Origin of the sequence: Synechocystis sp. LKSZ1 (genome assembly GCF_040436315.1) — a bacterium.
GTDB lineage: Bacteria > Cyanobacteriota > Cyanobacteriia > Cyanobacteriales > Microcystaceae > Synechocystis.
The window spans coordinates 3,166,440-3,184,767 of record NZ_AP031572.1; the positions used below are offsets into that span (position 1 = coordinate 3,166,440).

Annotated in this window: 13 protein-coding genes and 2 tRNA genes; 8 read left to right on the forward strand and 7 right to left on the reverse strand. The window is 51.6% G+C overall.

The features are described 5' to 3' along the window. Positions 1–191: 191 nt before the first annotated feature. Entirely contained in the window at positions 192–464 is a 273-nt protein-coding gene (locus tag ABXS88_RS14340) for a hypothetical protein (protein WP_353672728.1), read from the forward strand. 268 nt (positions 465–732) lie between these two features. On the opposite strand, the gene ABXS88_RS14345 is transcribed toward ABXS88_RS14340, so the two are convergent. Further along, positions 733–1,059: a DUF3155 domain-containing protein gene (locus tag ABXS88_RS14345; protein WP_353672729.1), complete on the reverse strand. Its 327-nt coding sequence runs from the start codon at positions 1,057–1,059 to the stop codon at positions 733–735. Positions 1,060–1,293: 234 nt separating this feature from the next. On the opposite strand from ABXS88_RS14345, the gene ABXS88_RS14350 reads away from it, so the two are divergent. Further along, positions 1,294–2,637, forward strand: coding sequence for a GAF domain-containing sensor histidine kinase (locus ABXS88_RS14350; protein ID WP_353672730.1), 1,344 nt, complete (start codon positions 1,294–1,296; stop codon positions 2,635–2,637). Here ABXS88_RS14350 and ABXS88_RS14355 read toward each other — a convergent pair. Beyond that, positions 2,638–2,710 (reverse strand) — tRNA-Arg (locus ABXS88_RS14355). 225 nt (positions 2,711–2,935) lie between these two features. Between ABXS88_RS14355 and ABXS88_RS14360 the strand changes: the two genes are divergently transcribed. Both ABXS88_RS14360 and ABXS88_RS14365 read left to right on the forward strand, forming a co-directional pair. Further along, positions 2,936–4,321, forward strand: a complete 1,386-nt coding sequence (locus tag ABXS88_RS14360; protein ID WP_353672731.1) for a DUF4335 domain-containing protein — start codon at positions 2,936–2,938, stop codon at positions 4,319–4,321. Between the two features lie 261 nt (positions 4,322–4,582). Then, the gene (locus tag ABXS88_RS14365) at positions 4,583–6,778 is read left to right on the forward strand and encodes a DUF5777 family beta-barrel protein (protein WP_353672732.1); all 2,196 of its coding nucleotides are present in this window, start codon (positions 4,583–4,585) and stop codon (positions 6,776–6,778) included. Here the strand turns inward: ABXS88_RS14365 and ABXS88_RS14370 are convergent. From ABXS88_RS14370 to murA, 3 genes are all read right to left on the reverse strand, one after another. Beyond that, the gene (locus ABXS88_RS14370; RefSeq protein ID WP_353672733.1) at positions 6,775–7,491 is read right to left on the reverse strand and encodes a RibD family protein; all 717 of its coding nucleotides are present in this window, start codon (positions 7,489–7,491) and stop codon (positions 6,775–6,777) included. The genes ABXS88_RS14365 and ABXS88_RS14370 overlap by 4 nt on opposite strands. A 6-nt stretch (positions 7,492–7,497) precedes the next feature. After that, on the reverse strand, positions 7,498–8,424 hold the full coding sequence (locus ABXS88_RS14375) for a serine hydrolase (protein WP_353672734.1): 927 nt from the start codon (positions 8,422–8,424) through the stop codon (positions 7,498–7,500). A 90-nt stretch (positions 8,425–8,514) separates the two neighbouring features. Further along, entirely contained in the window at positions 8,515–9,891 is a 1,377-nt protein-coding gene (gene murA / locus ABXS88_RS14380; protein WP_353672735.1) for a UDP-N-acetylglucosamine 1-carboxyvinyltransferase, read from the reverse strand. 115 nt (positions 9,892–10,006) lie between these two features. Here murA and ABXS88_RS14385 point away from each other — a divergent pair. The 3 genes from ABXS88_RS14385 to ABXS88_RS14395 all read left to right on the forward strand — a co-directional run bounded on the left by ABXS88_RS14385 (position 10,007) and on the right by ABXS88_RS14395 (position 12,433). Beyond that, positions 10,007–10,090, forward strand: a tRNA-Leu gene (locus tag ABXS88_RS14385). Positions 10,091–10,102: 12 nt separating this feature from the next. Further along, the gene (locus ABXS88_RS14390) at positions 10,103–10,906 is read left to right on the forward strand and encodes an RNA methyltransferase (protein ID WP_353672736.1); all 804 of its coding nucleotides are present in this window, start codon (positions 10,103–10,105) and stop codon (positions 10,904–10,906) included. Positions 10,907–10,915: 9 nt separating this feature from the next. Beyond that, on the forward strand, positions 10,916–12,433 hold the full coding sequence (locus ABXS88_RS14395; protein ID WP_353672737.1) for a hypothetical protein: 1,518 nt from the start codon (positions 10,916–10,918) through the stop codon (positions 12,431–12,433). 18 nt (positions 12,434–12,451) lie between these two features. Here the strand turns inward: ABXS88_RS14395 and ABXS88_RS14400 are convergent, their stop codons facing one another. After that, a complete protein-coding gene (locus ABXS88_RS14400) occupies positions 12,452–14,149 on the reverse strand; it encodes a SulP family inorganic anion transporter (protein WP_353672738.1) in 1,698 nt (565 codons plus the stop codon). Further along, positions 14,143–15,582, reverse strand: coding sequence for a YdiU family protein (locus ABXS88_RS14405; RefSeq protein WP_353674829.1), 1,440 nt, complete (start codon positions 15,580–15,582; stop codon positions 14,143–14,145). The genes ABXS88_RS14400 and ABXS88_RS14405 overlap by 7 nt, the downstream gene beginning before the upstream one ends. Positions 15,583–15,805: 223 nt before the next feature. Between ABXS88_RS14405 and ppsA the strand changes: the two genes are divergently transcribed. Then, complete coding sequence (ppsA, locus tag ABXS88_RS14410; RefSeq protein WP_353672739.1) at positions 15,806–18,262, forward strand: pyruvate, water dikinase; 2,457 nt, start codon at positions 15,806–15,808, stop codon at positions 18,260–18,262. The last annotated feature ends 66 nt before the right edge of the window (positions 18,263–18,328 follow it).

An 18,328-nucleotide genomic window follows, 5' to 3' on the forward strand; every position in this document is an offset into this window, starting at 1 on the left:
TAGAGATGAAATGTGAGAAATCTTAACTTTTCTTAACTTACACTATATTAGGGAAAATTGACGGGCGTGGCTAGGGCAATCCTAAACAAAAGCTAAAATTTGTCCCTTGGGGATCCGAGCCGGATTTTAGGGAACGCCTTCTTCATGCCTGATAATGATTTTGTCCTCCTTCAACCCCATCGTCCGAGCCTATGATTAGCATTGATTTGACTCTAAAGTATTCTCCCGTCCCCGTTTCTGTTCAGCGCAAAGAAGCCGCAGATGCCGAGGCCCTCTACGCCCAGATTACAGCGGCCATGCGTTCTGCTACCCCGGAATTATTGGAACTCACCTGCGAGAAACAAACGGAAAAAAAAGTGGCCCTGATGAGTGATCAGATTAGCGCCGTGATTCTTTCCCAAAAAGACGGCTCGGCAGTAGCAGGTAAGGTACCCGGTTTCTTTGCTCTGGCCCAGGACAGCTAGGAAAATCGGCATCAAAGCTAAGCCGTCTCCCCAATCTCTCTAGGCCATGGGTTAAGGCAAAAATGAGAATGGCTATGACATCAGTGGTCAACCCTGCACCCGAGTGCGGGGAAGAAAGCCCATGGACTTGAGTTTCGGGTAAACAGATGCCCCCGTGTCCGTATTTCAGCGCTCACCCATCCGAAAAAATATCCCACCCAAGTCCAGAGAACTTGATGGGAATACAGGATATTTTTTAATAGCGATTTTTTTAAAAAACCTCAAGTTTTTAACGACCACTACCAACAGCCACAGGGGTTTTGGTAGCAGGAACAGGGGGCTGATATTCACGTAGACTGGGGAAGAGGAAATGATTCTCCTCGACGTACTGAGCACCAAAAAGTCCTTTTTCAGCCCAAAAATATCTGTCGGTGGTGTGCTCGTTTCGTTTTACAATAAGTAGCGCAGGTGGTTGAATCCCAACGGACTGAATATACTTGCGGGCCGCTGTAACCGGCTTATCTTCACCGCTTTCTATATTAAATTGAGGGATTAATTCGAGTATCTTGCGACCTTCCTGCCGACGGCGACTTTTCCGTTTGCGTTTACGTGCCAACCCAGTTACCTCCTATTTCAGGTAGATGCTGTAATCATAGTTACAAAAGCCGGGTCGATTATATCCGGTCTGGCCTAGAAAATCAACCACTGTTTCTGCTTTCTAGGCATCTACCATCTCTACAGTTAGGCCCTAGCTGAAGCCTGGTTTCACCGTTTTGGAGGTCTAGTTTTTAGGGAAGCCCCCATGCTCAAAATCTTATTATTCCTTCACAAATCTCTTCTAAACGATTAAATGTCTGCCCAGGACTATTCGGTCTACGCTTTTAGCCCAGAGTTAGTGGCCCTTTGTCAGTCACAGGTTCGGCTTTTGCAACAAGGATTGCGAGTGGACTGGGGGGGAGTCTATTTGCGGGTACCGGAGGAGGTTTATACGCCCCTAGGCGAGGAAACGGAACTTAGTTTTATTCCGATTGCCGTCTATCCGACTTATCTAGAAGCGGAGACCAGCATTACCACAGGGCTCATTAGCTTACCACGTCTCGGTCATTTTCCGTCTAATTTTTCTTTACCCATGGGCAATGACCCGTTTTCTTTGGCGGGGGTTCCTGTCGGAGATGGAGAGTCCCTGCCCCCAGGGGCGCTGATGCCCTTGCCAACAGAGCCGCTGGTTCTGCCCCTACTCTATCAAGAGATGATGTTAGGGGTTTTAGTCGCTAGCCGTACGAAGGATGAATGGCAAGCCTCGGAACGTCAACAACTGGAGGCGGTCGCTTACTCCTTGGCCATTGCCTGTGTCCTAGACCGTCGTCAGGCCTGGTATCAAAACCAATGGCAACGGCAACAACAACGACAGCAATGGGAACATGACCATTGGGATGACCTGTTGCACCAACTCCGTAACCCAATTACGGCCCTGAGAACCTTTGGCAAGTTACTCCTAAAACGCTGGACTGGCGATGATAAAACCCAAGGGATTATTCAGGGGATTGTGCGGGAAGGGGAGCACCTGCAAGATTTATTAGTCCATTTTGAACGGGACGTGACAGCAGTCGAGGCCAATAGCCTGGAGGCCGATGAGGAAATGTCGGCCCGTGAGCCAGCGGCCCTCTTGCCGAGTCGGTCGTTGTCCCTCGTTCCCCTATCCCTTCAACAGGCCCTAGAACCGGTCATTCTAGCCATCCAAGCCATTGCAGAGGAACGGCACCTGGCCCTAACGGTGCCTATTTCGGAGTCTGAACCCTGGATTCATGCCCAGGCGGCGGCACTCCGGGAAGTCCTGAGTAATTTACTGGATAATGCGGTGAAATATAGTCCCGATGGGGGCCAGATTTTTCTCACCTACCGCTCCCATACCATTGCTCCCGAGGCCTGGATTGGGTTAGAAATTGCGGATACAGGCTACGGTATTCCCCCCGATGATCAGCAACATATTTTTGAGCGGCATTATCGTGGCCAGCAGGCCCGAGGGCCAATTCCTGGTAGTGGACTGGGTCTCGCCATTGTCAAGGAGTTGATGGAGGCGATGCAGGGCCAGATCGAAGTCATTAGTCCTAACCACGCCGATCCCCAAGGTCATTACCCTGGCACGAGTTTTCGGCTATGGTTTCGGCGGGCTGACCCCTTGATTCATCCTTAACAGGTGCGGCAGGATTCGAACCTGCGACCGTCCGCTTAGAAGGCGGATGCTCTATCCACTGAGCTACGCACCCTAGAACCATGCCAATTATACCAAGCTCAGCCTTAGAAGAGGGCCAATTCATCCTTGACAGTCTCTGGGCTTGGGGCCTCAAATACTATCTTGGGAGCCTGACGCTTCGATAGAGGTTTTTGCATCGGCGGCAGGAGCTGAGCTGAGGATGATACCATGCTAGGGAAGATTCTTGAAGTAAGCCACTGTTCAAGCGTCGTCGTCAGGCCTCGAACGCTGTATGCCAATGCTATCCCGTACCCGGATTCTCCGCAGTTATACCCCACCGACCTGTCGGCTAGAATTATTGGCCCGGCTCCCACTCTGGGAGGCCCTGGGGCGTCAATCCCATTCCCCTCTGCCTGAAGATTTTCAATTTGAGCTTCGTTTTGATGACCCCCGTCTACCGGAAGACCGTCAGGCAATCCTCCGAGGGAGCGCCACTCAATTGCGGGAACTCCAGCAGGTGCTTGAGGCCTATTTACAAAATTTTCTCTCCCGCTCTCTTGTCCCAGCTTCAGCGGCTCTCCCCGAATCATCCGAGGCCCCCGTTCAATATGCGACCCTTAATTCCTTAAGCTTGCAATACTGCCCTCCTCTCCACCACCAATTCTGCTTTGGTCGTTTAGACAGTCCCAGTCATGCCAATCCCCTCCTGACCCTAAGTAGCTCCCAACTTTTTGATTTAGCCCAGGCCCTAACGGCTTTTGCCCAAGAGACGCACGCGCCAGCCGCGCCCCTGCCCTGGAGTCGTACTCAACGCTGGGGCTGGGGGGTTGGGGCCGTCGTTGGCATCGCGACGGTCATGGCCCTCACCCATTTTGGTATTCGGACTATCTCAGAAAACCCAACGGCCCTAGAGAATTTACCGAGCAACCCTCCCATAAAAAACCGCTTTAGCTTTACAGAAGTCATCCCCCCAGTTCCCCCTGCTCCTGGACAAGGCCCTTTTCCCCAGGCTAATCTCCCTACGCCATTAGCGGCCAGGCCAACCTTACCTCCGCCGGGTAACCTCTCCAGTGCAACACCTCCGCCCCGCAATGCCACCGTTAATCTCGTCGTCCCGCCGAGCCGAGTTCTGCCCCCGCCTCCCGTCGTACCTCCGGCCCCAGCCAGTAATACGATCACCATCCCCCCTCCTAGTGCTGTCGGTAGTTCGGTTATTCCTGAAGCGGCCCTCCTGCCCCAGGCTAATTTGCCCATCTTGCCACCGCAAGGCCCGGGCATCGCCAATTTTCAAGGTCAAATTCTGCCCCAGGCCCCCCAATTGCCGCCCCTGGCCCAAGGAAATGTGGGTTTCTCTTTCCCCTCAGCCCCACGTCCCGAAATGCGCCCGACTCCCAGCCTGCTAGACCCTATTCCCCAGGTCGCAGAAGTCAGGGCCTACTACGAAAAATATTGGCAACCGCCCCAGGAACTCCAGCAAACCCTAGAATATCGCCTACAACTGGATCCCAATGGAACCTTAAAGCAAACGACTCCCCTGGGTAAAGCAGCCAGTCTCTACTTGGCAAAACTGCCCCAGCCTAATCCTGGTTCTCCCTGGGTTTCTCCCCTGACCGTTGAGGGAGAAAGAACGATTCGCCTTGTGCTCAGTCCTAATGGTAGTGTTAAGACTTTTCTGGATGAGTAAGGAAGTTACGGCTCCATCTTGAGGTTGACTCACTGCTAATTTAGGGGCTAATGCCAAAGTAAAAGGGGAGGTGGATCGGCCATCACCCTAGGTGACTAGTGGATTAAATTAGAAAAGCCGTTAAGAGTGTACCACGTTGCACAAATACTACGTTTATCTCCTGGAAAATTCTTATATAATTTCAATAAATTTTAAAGCGTGAGGAGTTTTAAGATAATGCATTTAGCGTGGCGATATCCTAGTTTAGCCCTTGGTTTACTAATGCTAGGTATTTGGAAGGCTCCTGTTTACGCTAACGAAGCTCTTGCTACTGAGGGACAGGAAACCCTGACGGCTAGGCCTACGACCGTAGATAGTCAAGAAGAAATATTGACAATTGTTGAAGAAGTTTCTGTCACTAGCGAGGGCCTCGTTCTTAAAATTCAGGGAACGGCCCCTCAAACAAAACTCAAATTGACAGTTGATGAGCAAAACCAAACGAATCAATTATTATTAACCCTAGAAAAAACCAAACTGGCCTTTTCTGTTCCGATCAACAAAAATCAACCCACTCAAGACATCAGTGGCCTGCAAATTCGCCAAGACTCGACACGCCAAGTCGTTGAAATTCGTTTTAATTCTCTACAAAACTGGCAAGTTATCACCCAGCAACAAGCTTTACAACTAAGACCCGCCGCCCTGGCCCAAAATCCACCTGATTCTGTTACCCCCCATTCCCCTAGTCAACCAGTCGTGACACCGGAAAAGTCTCCGCTCTCGACAGAACCCAAAGCCCTAGCGCCCCTGGCCCAGAGTGCCCCAGAGCAAGTACCCACAACCCCAGAGGAATCTCTTCCAGAAACGGAGAATATACTGGAAACTCCGATTGATAAGGCTCCGATGCAGCCGGTTACCCCCCTCAATCGTCAACCGATTCGTCTACTTCATTTGAACACAGCGAATCAACTCCAGCAGGGCGATGTTGCTATTAGTTTCGGCGAAACTCAAACCATCCAAGGGGGCTTTGGTACGGGTAATCAAAGCTACTTTGCCTATCTGGATTGGGGCGTGACGGATAATTTGCAACTCGGTTGGACTTATATGATCAATGACGATCCGACCTACAACCCAATTAATAGGGTTTTCATTCCTCAGCAATATCAGGCCACTGGCCCCAACTTGAAGTATCGATTTTATCAAGATGAGCACTGGAGTTTAGGAATTCTAAGTTCCTTGGAACAATTCCAAATCTATAGTGGCCCTGGCCTGTTTAATAATTATCGCTCTCCAACGGTGAGTAACACGATTGCAGGAACTGTTCAATTCCCTATTTCCTATCGTTTTAATGAGCAATTTCAAGTTCACATTACGCCAGCGGTCAATATTTTTTCCAATAGCCTGAATGGCGTTCCCTTCTATGGAACTGTCTTTAATTTAGGCCTGGGCGGTAGTTGGTTAGTTAGCCAAGATTTTTCTCTCTTTGCCAATGCCGTGATTCCTTTAACCGGCGATAATGCCTTCAATGCTAATCGAGATTTTTATAAAACTGTTATTTGGTCTGCGGGTGGAACCTACGCCTTCAATAAGGCGATTGCTGTAGAACTTCATGTCACCAATTCCTTTGGGGGAACGCCAACGACAGGAGTGCTAACCTTGCCAACGGCGGCCAATGAAGTATTGATTGGAGGTCAATTTATCATGGTTCCCTCCGCCAAAGAAGTGCGTCAGATTCCCTACAGTGAGCACCAGAAAAAATTACTGTTTGATGGTTTTACCCTCACCTCTCCCTACGTTCTACCCACGGATAATTTTGGCATCCGACTGGCGGGGGATTCCAAGGGCAGTATTGGCGGGGGCCTCTACTACGGTTTCTTGCAAAACTTTCAAGCCGAAGTTCTTTTTTCTTCCATTAGTGGCTTTGATACCCAATCGGTGCTGCAAACCGAAGCAGGTACAGAAACCCAGTATCGGCTTGGGGGCAAGCTGATGTTTTTAAATCAAGCAGACCAGGACCCCTTTTCCCTAGCGGGCCGCTTAACGGTGGGTCGAGATATTGGCAATGAACAGGGATATATGATGCTGGAATTTCCGTTCATGTACGAATTCAATTCCCAGTTAGCGGCTTTGTTTTCACCGAAAGCGGCCATTAACGGTGGTAATACCCCTGTCGGTTTGGGGCTTGGCCTGAACTATCAAATCTTACCGGCTGTTCAATTGATTGGTGAAGTGACTCCCATTGTGACCGGTGAGCGAACTGTCTGGGCAGCGGGTTTGCGTTTCTTGCCCATGGATAGTTTGGCCATTGACCTACTGGGAACCAATGCGACGAGTCTATTAGATCTGGGAGAATTAGTGGCAGAACCCGGTACTCGATTTTCGGCTAGTATTCAGTGGCATTTTGGCCCATCCTCTAGTAGTCGTCCATCCCCAGCTGCTGTACCCTCCTCTCAGGATAATCCCCAGAAGTCATTGAATTAAGCGCTGGGACTTCTAGGCCAGAAGCGATAATGCAAAAAAACTTCTTGGTCAATCGTCGCTGCACTCAACAATTCTAGGCCCTGGGCCTGATTAAGGGGCAAACCGATTCCCCCCAGCGGTGTCGGGGCCAAACGGCCGCCCACCCAGTAGGGACACAGAGTCAACCAAAGGAAATCCAATAAATCGTCAGCAAAGAGGGACGCGATCAGTTGACCGCCCCCCAGCAGGCCTAATTGGTGAATGCCTTGCTGCTTGAGCAGGGCCAGCGTTTGGGGCCAATGGATATTTAGGCCGTCCTCCTGATAGGGTGTGAGGATAATGTGCTCAAAAGTCTGGGGCCTGGCCTGCCATTGTGCCAACGCCTCTGGGCTGGGTGTTAGGAGCCAGCGGGAAAAGGGTTGCTGAAAAAAGCGGCAGTGGGGGTCTAACTGGCCGGTGGCTGAACAAACGATTTGAACCGGCTGGGGTGGGCGCCCTTGGCTTTCTCGCTCGGCCAGCAGGGCCGGTTGGGTGATCACTAAACTGGAGCCGTAGGCCCGTAGGGTTTCAGCACCGAATAGGACGGCATCCATCTGGGCCATTTGTCGTTCTAGGTGCTGTTTATCTGCCGCAGAGGCAAATCGTGCCGCTGAGCCGTATTCATCACTGATCTTGCCATCGGCAGTCATGGCCAGAATCACCGTGATTTTGGGACGGGGCAGGGATGGGGTCAAGGTGATTTAATGGGCGCTGGCAAAGGCCTGGGAGAGAAAGGGTAAGATCTGGCGATTGCTAGCGTTCTCTGGCCCTTCCACAAAAACAGTTAGGAGATAGGGATTGCGATTGGGGATTTCGATATAGGCGCAATCGTGGCGGACTTGACTCGTCCAACCGGCCTTCGACCAAAGCAGGGCCTTGCCTGGCAGGGCCTCCCCTAAAAAGCCGCTGACTTGATTTTCTTCCCCAGGAATCGGAGCAGTAGCCGGTAGAGAGCGTTGGAGCAGGGCCATCATGGCCTGGGAGCGAGCAGAAGAGACGGCTACCCCACCAACAATGGCATGGAGTAGACGGGCGACGGCATTAGTCGTCAGCATATTGCGATTTTCAAATAATTCCCCCAGGAAGGCCCGTTCTCGTCCGTAGGGGCCATCGCACCAAGTTTTTTGATTGACATTGATCGCTTGTAGTTCTTCCCAGCCAAGGCTTTGCAGATAGCGATTGACAATATTGCGCTGGTGTTGCCAGGTGGTGAAGGGCCCTGCCGTTAGCATGGGGCCACTGGTGGTACCGCTGAGCACATCAACAATCAGACTGGTAGCATCGTTACTCGAATCGACGATCATATCCCGCGTGGCCCGCTGGAGTTCCGGTGAATCTTCCACCATGCCCCCTTCCAGCCATTCCTGGATAGCGAGGAGATAGAACAGTTTGACGACACTAGCGGGATAGATGCGCTCAATGCCACGGTAATGGAAACCTCGCACCGGATGTTGCCAAAATTCTTGGGCCGACAGGGCCCCGCCGGTATTGACGATTACGGGTGGATCATAAACGAGCCAGGTCAGGGCAATCTGATCCCGCTGCAGACTGGGAAAGGTTTGCCAAGCGCTCTCTAGAATGACCTCGGCCATATCTTGCAGGGCCGTATCCGGTTGAAAAAATGGCATGGTGTGTTTCGGTCAGCAAGGTTAGAAAATGGGGCCAGAAAAGATGGACTTCCTGGCCTGAAAATAAGGGAGAAAAAGCAACTTGGATGGTTACGGCTCAATCCGGCGCAGGTTGGCCCCTAGGCCTTTTAGCTTACTCACAATGTCCTCATAGCCTCGATCTAGGTGTTTGAGACCTTGGATCACCGTGGTTCCTTCCGCAGCGAGACCCGCGATAACTAAAGCCGCCGAGGCCCGTAAGTCCGTGGACATCACCGGCGCACCAGAGAGGAATGGGACACCTTGAACCACGGCCGTATTGCCTTTGACCTTGATATTGGCCCCCATGCGCTGGAGTTCAGCAACATGCTGGAGACGATTTTCAAACACCGTTTCCGTCACCAAGCTATTGCCCTCACTGACGGCCAACAGGGCCATAAATTGGGCCTGCATATCCGTGGGAAAACCGGGATAGGGCAAGGTTTCAATATCTGTAGCCCGTAATTCAGCCGGCACGAGGCGGACACGATCTGGCCCTTCAATCACCACCTCCGGGCCAATTTCCCGCAGTTTTGCAATAGCCGAAGCCAAATGGTCGGGAACGACGGGATAGAGACTGATTTCAGAATGGGTAATGGCCCCAGCACAAAGAAACGTACCCGCTTCAATGCGGTCGGGAATAATGGGAAAGTCGGTGGTGTGTAGGCGTTCGACCCCCTGAATGACAATAGTATTGGTGCCATCGCCTTGGATTTGGGCTCCCATGGAGCGGCAGAAATTAGCTAAATCGATGATCTCCGGCTCCTGAGCCGCATTTTCGATGATGGTTTCCCCTTCTGCCAGGGTCGCCGCCATCATAATCGTTTCCGTGGCCCCGACACTGGGATAGTCGAGGTAAATGCGAGCGCCGCTGAGGCGTTGACTGCGACCTTTTACATTGGCATGAACCACCCCATGCTCAATCCGCACATCGGCTCCCATGGCCTGGAGTCCTCGGACATGGAGATCAACAGGTCTGGCCCCAATGGCACAACCACCGGGTAGGGGAACTTGGGTGGTGCCCAGACGGGCTAGGAGAGGGCCAATCACAAAAAAGCTGGCCCGGAGTTGGGAAACCAGTTCGTAGGGGGCCTGGGACTGGCCAATGTTGCGGGCATCAATGTCTAAAACATCCCCTTCTCGCTTGAGCTTAACGCCGATGGCCGCCAGGATTTGGCCCATGCGGTCGATATCCGCTAAGGCCGGCAAATTACGGAGACGGCAATCGTCAGCACAGAGTAGGGTTCCGGCCATAATCGCCAGGGCCGAGTTTTTAGCTCCACTAATCCGGACTTCGCCACTGAGGGGGGCCCGGCCATAGATTTCGATAACGGGTTCCAGGATCGCCGTCGTTGGGGTGGTCTGATAGGTCGCTTTAATAGTCGTTTCCTCCCGTTGCAATACTAAATATTTTTTTCTATACCGCTGTGTTATAGAAATCGGTAACATCTTAGCCGAATTTAGTCAATTTTCCCGCCCTTGAAAATTTTTTGGGCCAGAGCGTTGACTTCTCGCCCTAACTACGCCATGATAGTTATTCGGAAATTATTCCGACCCCTAGCCAGCGGAACTGGCGGAATTGGTAGACGCGCTAGATTCAGGTTCTAGTGTTCGCAAGGACTTCCGGGTTCAAGTCCCGGGTTCCGCATTTCAATAAGCGATGTCTGAGTTGACCCCAGCCATTACCAGCCCCCAAAACCCTTTGGTCAAGCAGATTCGTCAGTTGCACCGACCCAAGGGCCGACGGGAACAGGCGCAGTTTTTGCTTGAAGGGACTCACCTCCTAGAGACGGCCCTAGCACTGGAATGTTCCCCGATAGTGGCCTGTTATACCCCCGCTTGGCAGGCTCGCTATCCCCAGCTTTGGCAACGGCTCACCCAGCAGGCCCAACGAGCGGTCTTGGTTAGTCCTGACGTATTGGCCCTCCTGGCCACAACCGTTAACCCCGATGGGGTTGTTGCTACTTTGGCCCAATCGGATTTTGAAGCCCCCCCTCCTGCAGTGATGCAGTTGGGCCTAGTCCTAGAGTGTCTCCAAGACCCCGGTAATTTGGGAACGATTTTGCGTACTGCCGTGGCAACCGAAGTTGGGGGCCTCTGGTTAAGTCAAGACAGTGTGGATTGGCAGAATCCAAAGGTGCTACGGGCTTCCGCCGGTGCCTGCCTGCAATTAATTCCTCAGACAGCAACTAATCTTAAAACCGTCATTCAATCGTACCAGGTCCAAGGCTTCCAGATCATCGCGACCCTGCCCCAGGCAACAAAAACCTATTGGGAGATCGATTTCCGGCGACCCAGCCTGCTCCTGTTCGGCAATGAAGGTCAAGGCTTGAGTCCTGAGCTTGTTGCACTGACCGATGAACAGGTAGTCATTCCCCAGGCCCGGGCAGTAGAATCCCTCAATGTAGCGGTAGCGGTGGCGCTTCTGCTATACGAGGCCCAACGCCAAAAACAGTTTACGTGACATTCCTTCATGGTGCTGAAATTAAATAAGGTCCGCTATTTTGAGGCTGGGTTACTGCTGGCTTTTTTCCTTCTCGGTCTAGGAGGGATTCTCAACCATGCTATGTGGCGGGATGAACTCAATGGTTGGTTAATTGCTAGAGATAGTTTAAGCCTGGGAGATTTTTGGCACAATGTACGCTACGAGGGCCATCCTCTGCTGTGGTATTTGTGCCTGTTAGCACTCAACCAAATAACGAGCCATCCCCTTGCCATGCAACTGTTTCACCTGGTTTTGGCTACGTTAGCTATCAGTCTTTTTATTTTCTATTCTCCCTTTACTCGCCTACAAAAATTATTATTTTGCCTAGGTTATTTGCCAATCTATGAATATTTGCTGATTAGCCGCAATTATGCCATTGGTTTGCTTTTTTTATTTGCTTTCTGCTGGATTTTTCCTCGACGAAAAAAAGATTATTTGGCCTTGTCTTTTATCCTGGCCCTGATGGCCAATACTAATGCCTACGCCTTATTAATCAGTGTTTGTCTAGCCATGGCCTTGGGTTATGAATATTTTTTTCGTCGGTTCCTCGGTTTTAGAAGCCAGGCATCAAAGTTAAATATGGGTCTCAGTATCATCATTTTTGCGGTTGGCTTAGGCCTGTCCATCATCATGTTATTCCCCCCAGCAGATAGCCTACTCCAGGGGGGAGCAGAGCAATGGTTTTGGCAATGGGATGGCCATCGCTTTAATCAGGCCCTAACCCGCCTGTGGAATAGCTATATTTTAATTCTAGTCCCTGGTGATTCCCAACCCTGGGCTGTCGGATTATTTGCAATTTTATCTACTCTAATTCTTAGTTTTTGGCTAATTTTCCTAGTAGATAGGCCGGTCATTTTTGTTTTTTACCTTTTGGCCACAGGGGTAATTTTGTTGTTTACTTACCTTAAGTTTTTAGGCTCACCCCGTCACTATGGCCATTTATATTTAATCTTGATTAGTGCTCTCTGGTTAAAAACCTATTATCAACCAATGGCTCTAACGACAAAACTAAGCCATCGATTGCCTCGACTCCAGGCCTGGGTAAAAAAACGAGCTTCTTTTTGTTTGATGATTATTTTAATCTGCCAACTGTTAGCCGGACTCGTGGGCTATATCCGGGATCTAACCCTGCCCTACTCTGCTAGTCGAGCTGTGGCCTATTATCTTCAGGAACAAAGGCTAGATCATAACTTCCTTGTCGGTAGTGAGGACTTTGCCGTCAGTCCGATTAGTGGTTATTTAGGCCAGAAAATTTATTATCCCGAAAGCCAAGGTTTAGGCAGTTTCGTGCTGTTTAATCGTCAACGTCAAGGCGTGAGCCAAGCTGAAATTCTCCGACAAATTCAGACCCTGGCTAAGTTTCCCACTGTATTAATTCTCAATCATCCTTTAGACACTCAGTCTCCAGGTTTAGAGTTTCAATTTTTAGCTGATTTTAAGCATAGCTTCATTGGTAATGAGCAATACTATCTCTATCAAATTAGCCCGAATGTTTCTATTCCTTAATTTGGTCGCTCAATTGACTTAATCTGCGGCCTGAATCAAAAAAGCTACAACCCCCTCACTAATCCGTTCATAAAAACACTGTGGCCCCAGCGTCTTGACAAAACTATCGCGCTCCATTAATTGATAGACGGGGTCTCGGACTCGGGCAAAGCTGAGACGGATCCCCTGAGCTGTTAATTCTCGGTGGACAGTTTTAAGCATTTCCACAGCGGTAATATCGATTAAATTAATACTTTCCGCGTCAATTAAGACCTGCTGAACTGGGAAAGGAGATGACGCCAGGGCCTGGCGTAGTTGAGCACGAAAATAATTGGCGTTGGGAAAAATTAAACTACTGCCAAAGCGAAAGATAAGGAGGCCAGGAATCAGAGCCGCATCGGGATGGCGCTTGATGTCCCGATACATTTCTTCTTGGGGTAGTTTGCCTAAAATAGCCGTCTCGGGGTGGGTGGCCCGTTGGATCAGTAGGAGTAGGGACAGGCCAACGCCTAAGCTAATGCCGGCCAAAACCCCCAGCATCAAGACTCCCCAAAAAGCAACCATGGCCAGGGCAAAGGCCAGAGGATCGATGCGTCGCAACCGCCACAGGGCCTGCCACTGGACTAAATTCAGCATCGCCATAATTACCACCGCAGCCAGGGTCGTGTGGGGCAAAAGCCGAAAGAGAGGCATGAGAAGGCCCAAGGTTAGCAAAATCAAGCCAGCATGGATGAAGGCCGTCAGTTGGGTTTTCACTCCCGCCGCCTTAGCTACCGAGGTTTTGGATAAGCTCCCCGCCACCACAAAGCCAGAGGAAAGGGCCGAGCCCCAATTGGCTAGCCCATAGGCAATGAGTTCCTGATGTCCGTCAATATCTGGCTGGCCAGGGGTAGCCGTTGCCATGGCGGCCCCCAGAGATTCCACATAACACAAGAGGGCAATGGCCAAGGCCCCCGGTAACAGGGCCTGGAATCGTTCTAGGTCTAGTACGGGCAGGGTCAGGGAAGGAAGGCCGGTGGGGGCCGTGCCAATTAAAGCCAAAGAGCTATTTTCTAGATGCAACAGGGCCACCAGGCCCAGTGCCCCGATGACCGTTAGTAATTCGGCGGGGAGTTTCGGCCAGGCTCGTTTCAAGCCCCAGAGGAGAGCGCAACTGCATAAGCCCAGAACACTTGTGAGCAGGTCAAGCTGGGGAAATTGTAGAAGGAATATCCTGAGTTTTTCTAGAAAAGGGCCCTGGGCTCCCTCCAGACCAAACAGGATCGGTAGTTGACCCAAGATCGTCACCCAAACCAGGCCCTGAATAAAGCCCCGCATCACCGGCAAGGGAATAAAGTCCGCTAACCAGCCCATTTTGAGCAGGCCCGCTGTGAAGAGTACAGTGCCAACCAGGGCCGCCATCAAAGCCGTGGTTGCAATGTAATCCCCCGTTCCGGCCTGGACTAGGGGAGCAATCGTCACTGCCGACAACAAAGCCGTGGCGGAATCAGGGCCCACCACTAAACAGCGGGAGGTACCCAGGATACCGTACAGCAATAGGGGTAGGGGAACGGAATACAGCCCATAGATGGCGGGCACCCCGGCGATACTGGCGTAGGCCAGGGCCTCCGGTACCATGACGGCCCAGAGGGTCAGGCCCGCTAGAATGTCCGCTTTGAACCAGGGCCGCTGATAGCGGGGAAACCAACCAAGAACCGGCAAATAGTGTTTCAGACCCGATTCTAGCCCCGTTAACATAGCGTAAAGGGCTGTTGAGTTTGTAAACAAGCCACCAACTGCTGGAAGGGTTGCCAGTTGTCCTCCTGGTCAATGGCCTCCCAGACCAATTCAATCACCGGCCGGAGCAGGGCCGTGGGAGGATTGGCCGCCGCGAGGGTCTGGGCTATCTCTGTCATATCCGCCGGGGAAAGCGCCTGTAGATAACGGTGGTAGAGTCGTCGCCAGGTGCCCCAATCTGCCGAACCCAGCTCACTGTTTTCCAGAATAAAATCCGCCGACTCCCGCCAACTGGGGTTAAATCCCTCGGTGAGGGCCGAAAAAAAGCCGGGATAGCTACATTGACTTTCTTCGAGACACAGGAGCGTCATTTCCAGCAGTTCTCGTTGCAGATCCGCCAGGGACGGTTTCGGTGTCGCCAGGCCCAATCGCCGTAGCAAAAGCTGTTCATAGGCGTGCCAATATTCCCGCTCAAATTCCGCCAGGGCCGTTTTCATCTCCAGGGCCGGTATGACTCGGGCCAGGGGCAACTGAAGTAGTTCTAAATTATGACGACAGATCAAGGGCTGATTGCCGTAACAGTAGAGGCCGTGGTAGTCAAAATAGGCCGCCACAAAACGCGGATTGTAAGTAGGAATAAAACCATAGGGGCCATAGTCAAAACTTTCCCCGGTGATGGACATATTGTCTGTATTCAGAACGCCATGGCAAAAGCCCGCCACCATCCACTGGGCCACTAGCTGAGCCGTTCGTTGAACTAGGACCCGATAAAATTGGCTGTACTGCCCCGGTTCCAGTTCAGGGTAATAGTATTCAATTACATGATCCAGCAAGCACTGTATCAAGTCCGTCCGCTGGTGGTAGTGCAGACGCTCGAACGTACCAAAGCGAATGTGGGAACGACTAAAGCGAATCATCACCGAAGACCGGGTGGGGGAAGGTTCATCGCCCCGCCAGAGGGCCTCCCCCGTCTCGATTAAACTCAGGCAACGGGAGGTTTTGACCCCAAAACTAGCCAGGGCCTCCGCCGCCAAGACTTCCCGGACACCGCCCTTGAGGGTCAGTCGTCCATCCCCCCGGCGAGAATAAGGGGTCTGACCCGAGCCTTTGGTGCCAAAATCATAGAGTTCTCCATCCTGGCCCCGAACTTGACCGTAGAGAAATCCTCGGCCGTCACCCAGATCGGGATTATAGGATTGGGTTGGCCCTGCAATCTGATGACCGTGGTAACGCAGGGCCAGAAAGGGACGCACCCCAACAAACAGGCCAAAACATTCAATAAATTCCTGATCTGTGACCTGCTGAGGATCGAGGCCCAGCTTGGGCAACAGTAAATCATTCCGAAAGCGTAACTGATGACTTGGAAAAGACGCCGCCGCCACAGGGTCGTAGAATTCACTTCCCAGAGATTCCAGGGCCGGCTCGTAGGCTAGATTCAAAAAGGCGTTACTCACATCACTGCGCTCAATAACCACGCTTCACATCCTAACGGTCTTTCCCCATCCTTGTTGTGAAAGAAAACCCTCTTGCAGTTCATTAGTGTTTATTCTGGCTTGGTCGGCCGCAGGATAGGCTCAACGGTTTCTGTAAATAAATTCAAACTTATCTCGGGGGAATTAGGGGACGTTGCTAGACTATAAGTATTACCCGTAAGGAATATATACTCGGGAGGCTTCTATGGTCAGTACCGTCCTAGAAACAACTAGCAAGCTTGATAAAGAGACCGCTCTAATCCTCTGGTTTGAGGAGGTCGGAACCCATGATGTGGGCCTCGTCGGGGGTAAAAACTCTTCCCTCGGTGAAATGATTCAACAGCTACAGCCGAAGGGGGTGAATGTGCCCTCTGGTTTTGCAACCACCGCCTACGCCTATCGTTACTTTATCCAATCCGCTGGCCTAGAAGCCAAGTTACGAGACCTCTTTGCTGATTTGGATGTCAATGATGTTGCTAATCTCCAGGAACGGGGGGGCCTGGCCCGACAGTTAATCCTCGATACGCCTTTTCCCCAAGATCTACAGGTGGCCATCGCTGAAGCCTACAGTGCCATGTGTGACCGCTACAATCACAAGATGCACCGGGCCGGGGTAGATGTGGCGGTTCGTTCCAGTGCGACGGCGGAAGATTTGCCCGAGGCCAGTTTTGCGGGGCAACAGGAAACTTACCTTAATGTCCATAGCCTGAGTGGGGTTTTGGAATCCTGTCATAAATGCTTTGCCTCTCTCTTCACCGACCGGGCTATTTCCTACCGTCACCACAATGGTTTTGACCATCTGGCCGTGGCCCTGTCCGTTGGGGTTCAAAAAATGGTGCGGTCTGACCTGGCCACCTCTGGGGTGATGTTTTCCATTGATACCGAAACCGGCTTTAAAAATGCGGCCTTGATCACCGCCGCCTACGGCCTCGGAGAAAACGTGGTGCAGGGGGCCGTTAATCCCGATGAGTACTTTGTTTTTAAGCCGACTCTGAAGGAAGGCTACCGGCCGATTCTCGAAAAACGCCTGGGTAGCAAGGCCATCAAGATGGTGTACGACGTGGGCGGCTCTAAACTGACCAAAAACGTTGAAGTTCCCGAGCCCGACCGGCAAAAATATTGCATCACCGACGATGAAATTCTGCAATTGGCCCGCTGGGCCTGCATCATCGAAGACCACTATTCTCAAGTGCGGGGTATTTATACTCCCATGGATATTGAATGGGCCAAGGATGGCAAAACCGGCGAGTTATTTATTGTTCAGGCCCGGCCCGAAACTGTGCAGTCCCAAAAATCTGCCAACGTCATTAAAACCTACGAACTCAAGGCCCATAGCGACATTCTGGCCACGGGTCGCAGTGTCGGGGCCGCCATTGGCCAGGGTAAGGCCCAGGTAATTCACAACGTCTCAGAAATTACTCAGTTTCGACCTGGGGAAGTGCTGATCACCAACCGCACTGACCCTGACTGGGAACCGATCATGAAACAGGCCTCGGCCATCGTTACCAACCAGGGGGGGCGCACCTGCCATGCCGCAATTATTGCCCGGGAAATGGGCATTCCGGCCATTGTTGGTTGTGGCGATGCCACGGAAACCATTCCGACGGGTCAGGATGTCACCATCTGCTGTTCTGAAGGGGATGAGGGCCATGTTTTTACCGGTCTATTGCCCTATGAAGTCCGCGAAACTGCTCTGGATAACCTGCCCCGGACTAAAACCCAGATTTTAATGAATGTGGGCAACCCCGAACAGGCCTTTGGTCTGGCCAGCTATCCCGCTGATGGAGTCGGCCTAGCTCGTTTAGAGTTCATTATTGCTAACCATATCAAGGCTCATCCTCTAGCTTTGATGAAATTTGACGAACTAGAAGAGGGTATGGCTAAAGCTGAAATTGCTGAACTGACCAAACTCTACGAAGACAATCGGGCCCAATTCTTTGTTGATAAACTGGCCCATGGCATTGGTATGATTGCCGCCGCCTTCTATCCCAAACCAGTGGTGGTGCGGATGTCGGATTTCAAATCCAATGAGTACGCCAACCTACTCGGTGGCCGTCAATTTGAACCGAAGGAAGAAAACCCGATGATCGGCTGGCGCGGGGCCTCTCGCTACTACGACCCCAACTACCGCGAAGCCTATGCCCTAGAATGCCAGGCCCTCAAAATGGTGCGTGACGACATGGGTCTGACCAATGTGATTCCCATGATTCCCTTCTGTCGGACGCCAGAGGAAGGTCGCAAAGTCTTGGCAGAAATGGAAAAACACGGCCTGAAACGGGGCGACAATGGCCTGCAAGTTTACGTTATGTGCGAACTGCCCAGTAACGTGATCCTAGCCGATGAATTTAGTCAAGTCTTTGACGGTTTCTCCATTGGTTCAAATGATTTAACCCAATTAACCCTTGGCCTAGACCGGGATTCCTCGCTGGTGGCCCATCTCTTCGATGAACGCAATGAAGGGGTGAAACGGATGGTTAAACTGGCCATTGAAACCGCCAAACAGCAGGGTCGTAAGATCGGGATTTGTGGTCAGGCCCCCTCAGATTATCCTGAATTTGCTGAATTTTTGGTGCAATTGGGCATTGACTCCATTAGCCTCAACCCCGATTCTGTCCTAAAAACCATTTTGCGGATTGCGGAGGTGGAAAAGGCCAACGCCTAAGCGGTGACATGCTCCTAGGGCCTACTCTTTGAGATCTTTCTCAGGAGGAGTATCAGAACTCCTCCA

Bases quoted from the DNA above. Each gene is read 5' to 3' on its own strand.
- ABXS88_RS14340 (WP_353672728.1), top strand. From the start codon at position 192: ATGATTAGCATTGATTTGACTCTAAAGTATTCTCCCGTCCCCGTTTCT.
- ABXS88_RS14350 (WP_353672730.1), top strand. From the start codon at position 1,294: ATGTCTGCCCAGGACTATTCGGTCTACGCTTTTAGCCCAGAGTTAGTG.
- ABXS88_RS14360 (WP_353672731.1), top strand. From the start codon at position 2,936: ATGCTATCCCGTACCCGGATTCTCCGCAGTTATACCCCACCGACCTGT.
- ABXS88_RS14365 (WP_353672732.1), top strand. From the start codon at position 4,583: ATGCTAGGTATTTGGAAGGCTCCTGTTTACGCTAACGAAGCTCTTGCT.
- ABXS88_RS14375 (WP_353672734.1), bottom strand. From the start codon at position 8,424: ATGCCATTTTTTCAACCGGATACGGCCCTGCAAGATATGGCCGAGGTC.
- murA (WP_353672735.1), bottom strand. From the start codon at position 9,891: ATGTTACCGATTTCTATAACACAGCGGTATAGAAAAAAATATTTAGTA.
- ABXS88_RS14390 (WP_353672736.1), top strand. From the start codon at position 10,103: ATGTCTGAGTTGACCCCAGCCATTACCAGCCCCCAAAACCCTTTGGTC.
- ABXS88_RS14395 (WP_353672737.1), top strand. From the start codon at position 10,916: ATGGTGCTGAAATTAAATAAGGTCCGCTATTTTGAGGCTGGGTTACTG.
- ABXS88_RS14400 (WP_353672738.1), bottom strand. From the start codon at position 14,149: ATGTTAACGGGGCTAGAATCGGGTCTGAAACACTATTTGCCGGTTCTT.
- ppsA (WP_353672739.1), top strand. From the start codon at position 15,806: ATGGTCAGTACCGTCCTAGAAACAACTAGCAAGCTTGATAAAGAGACC.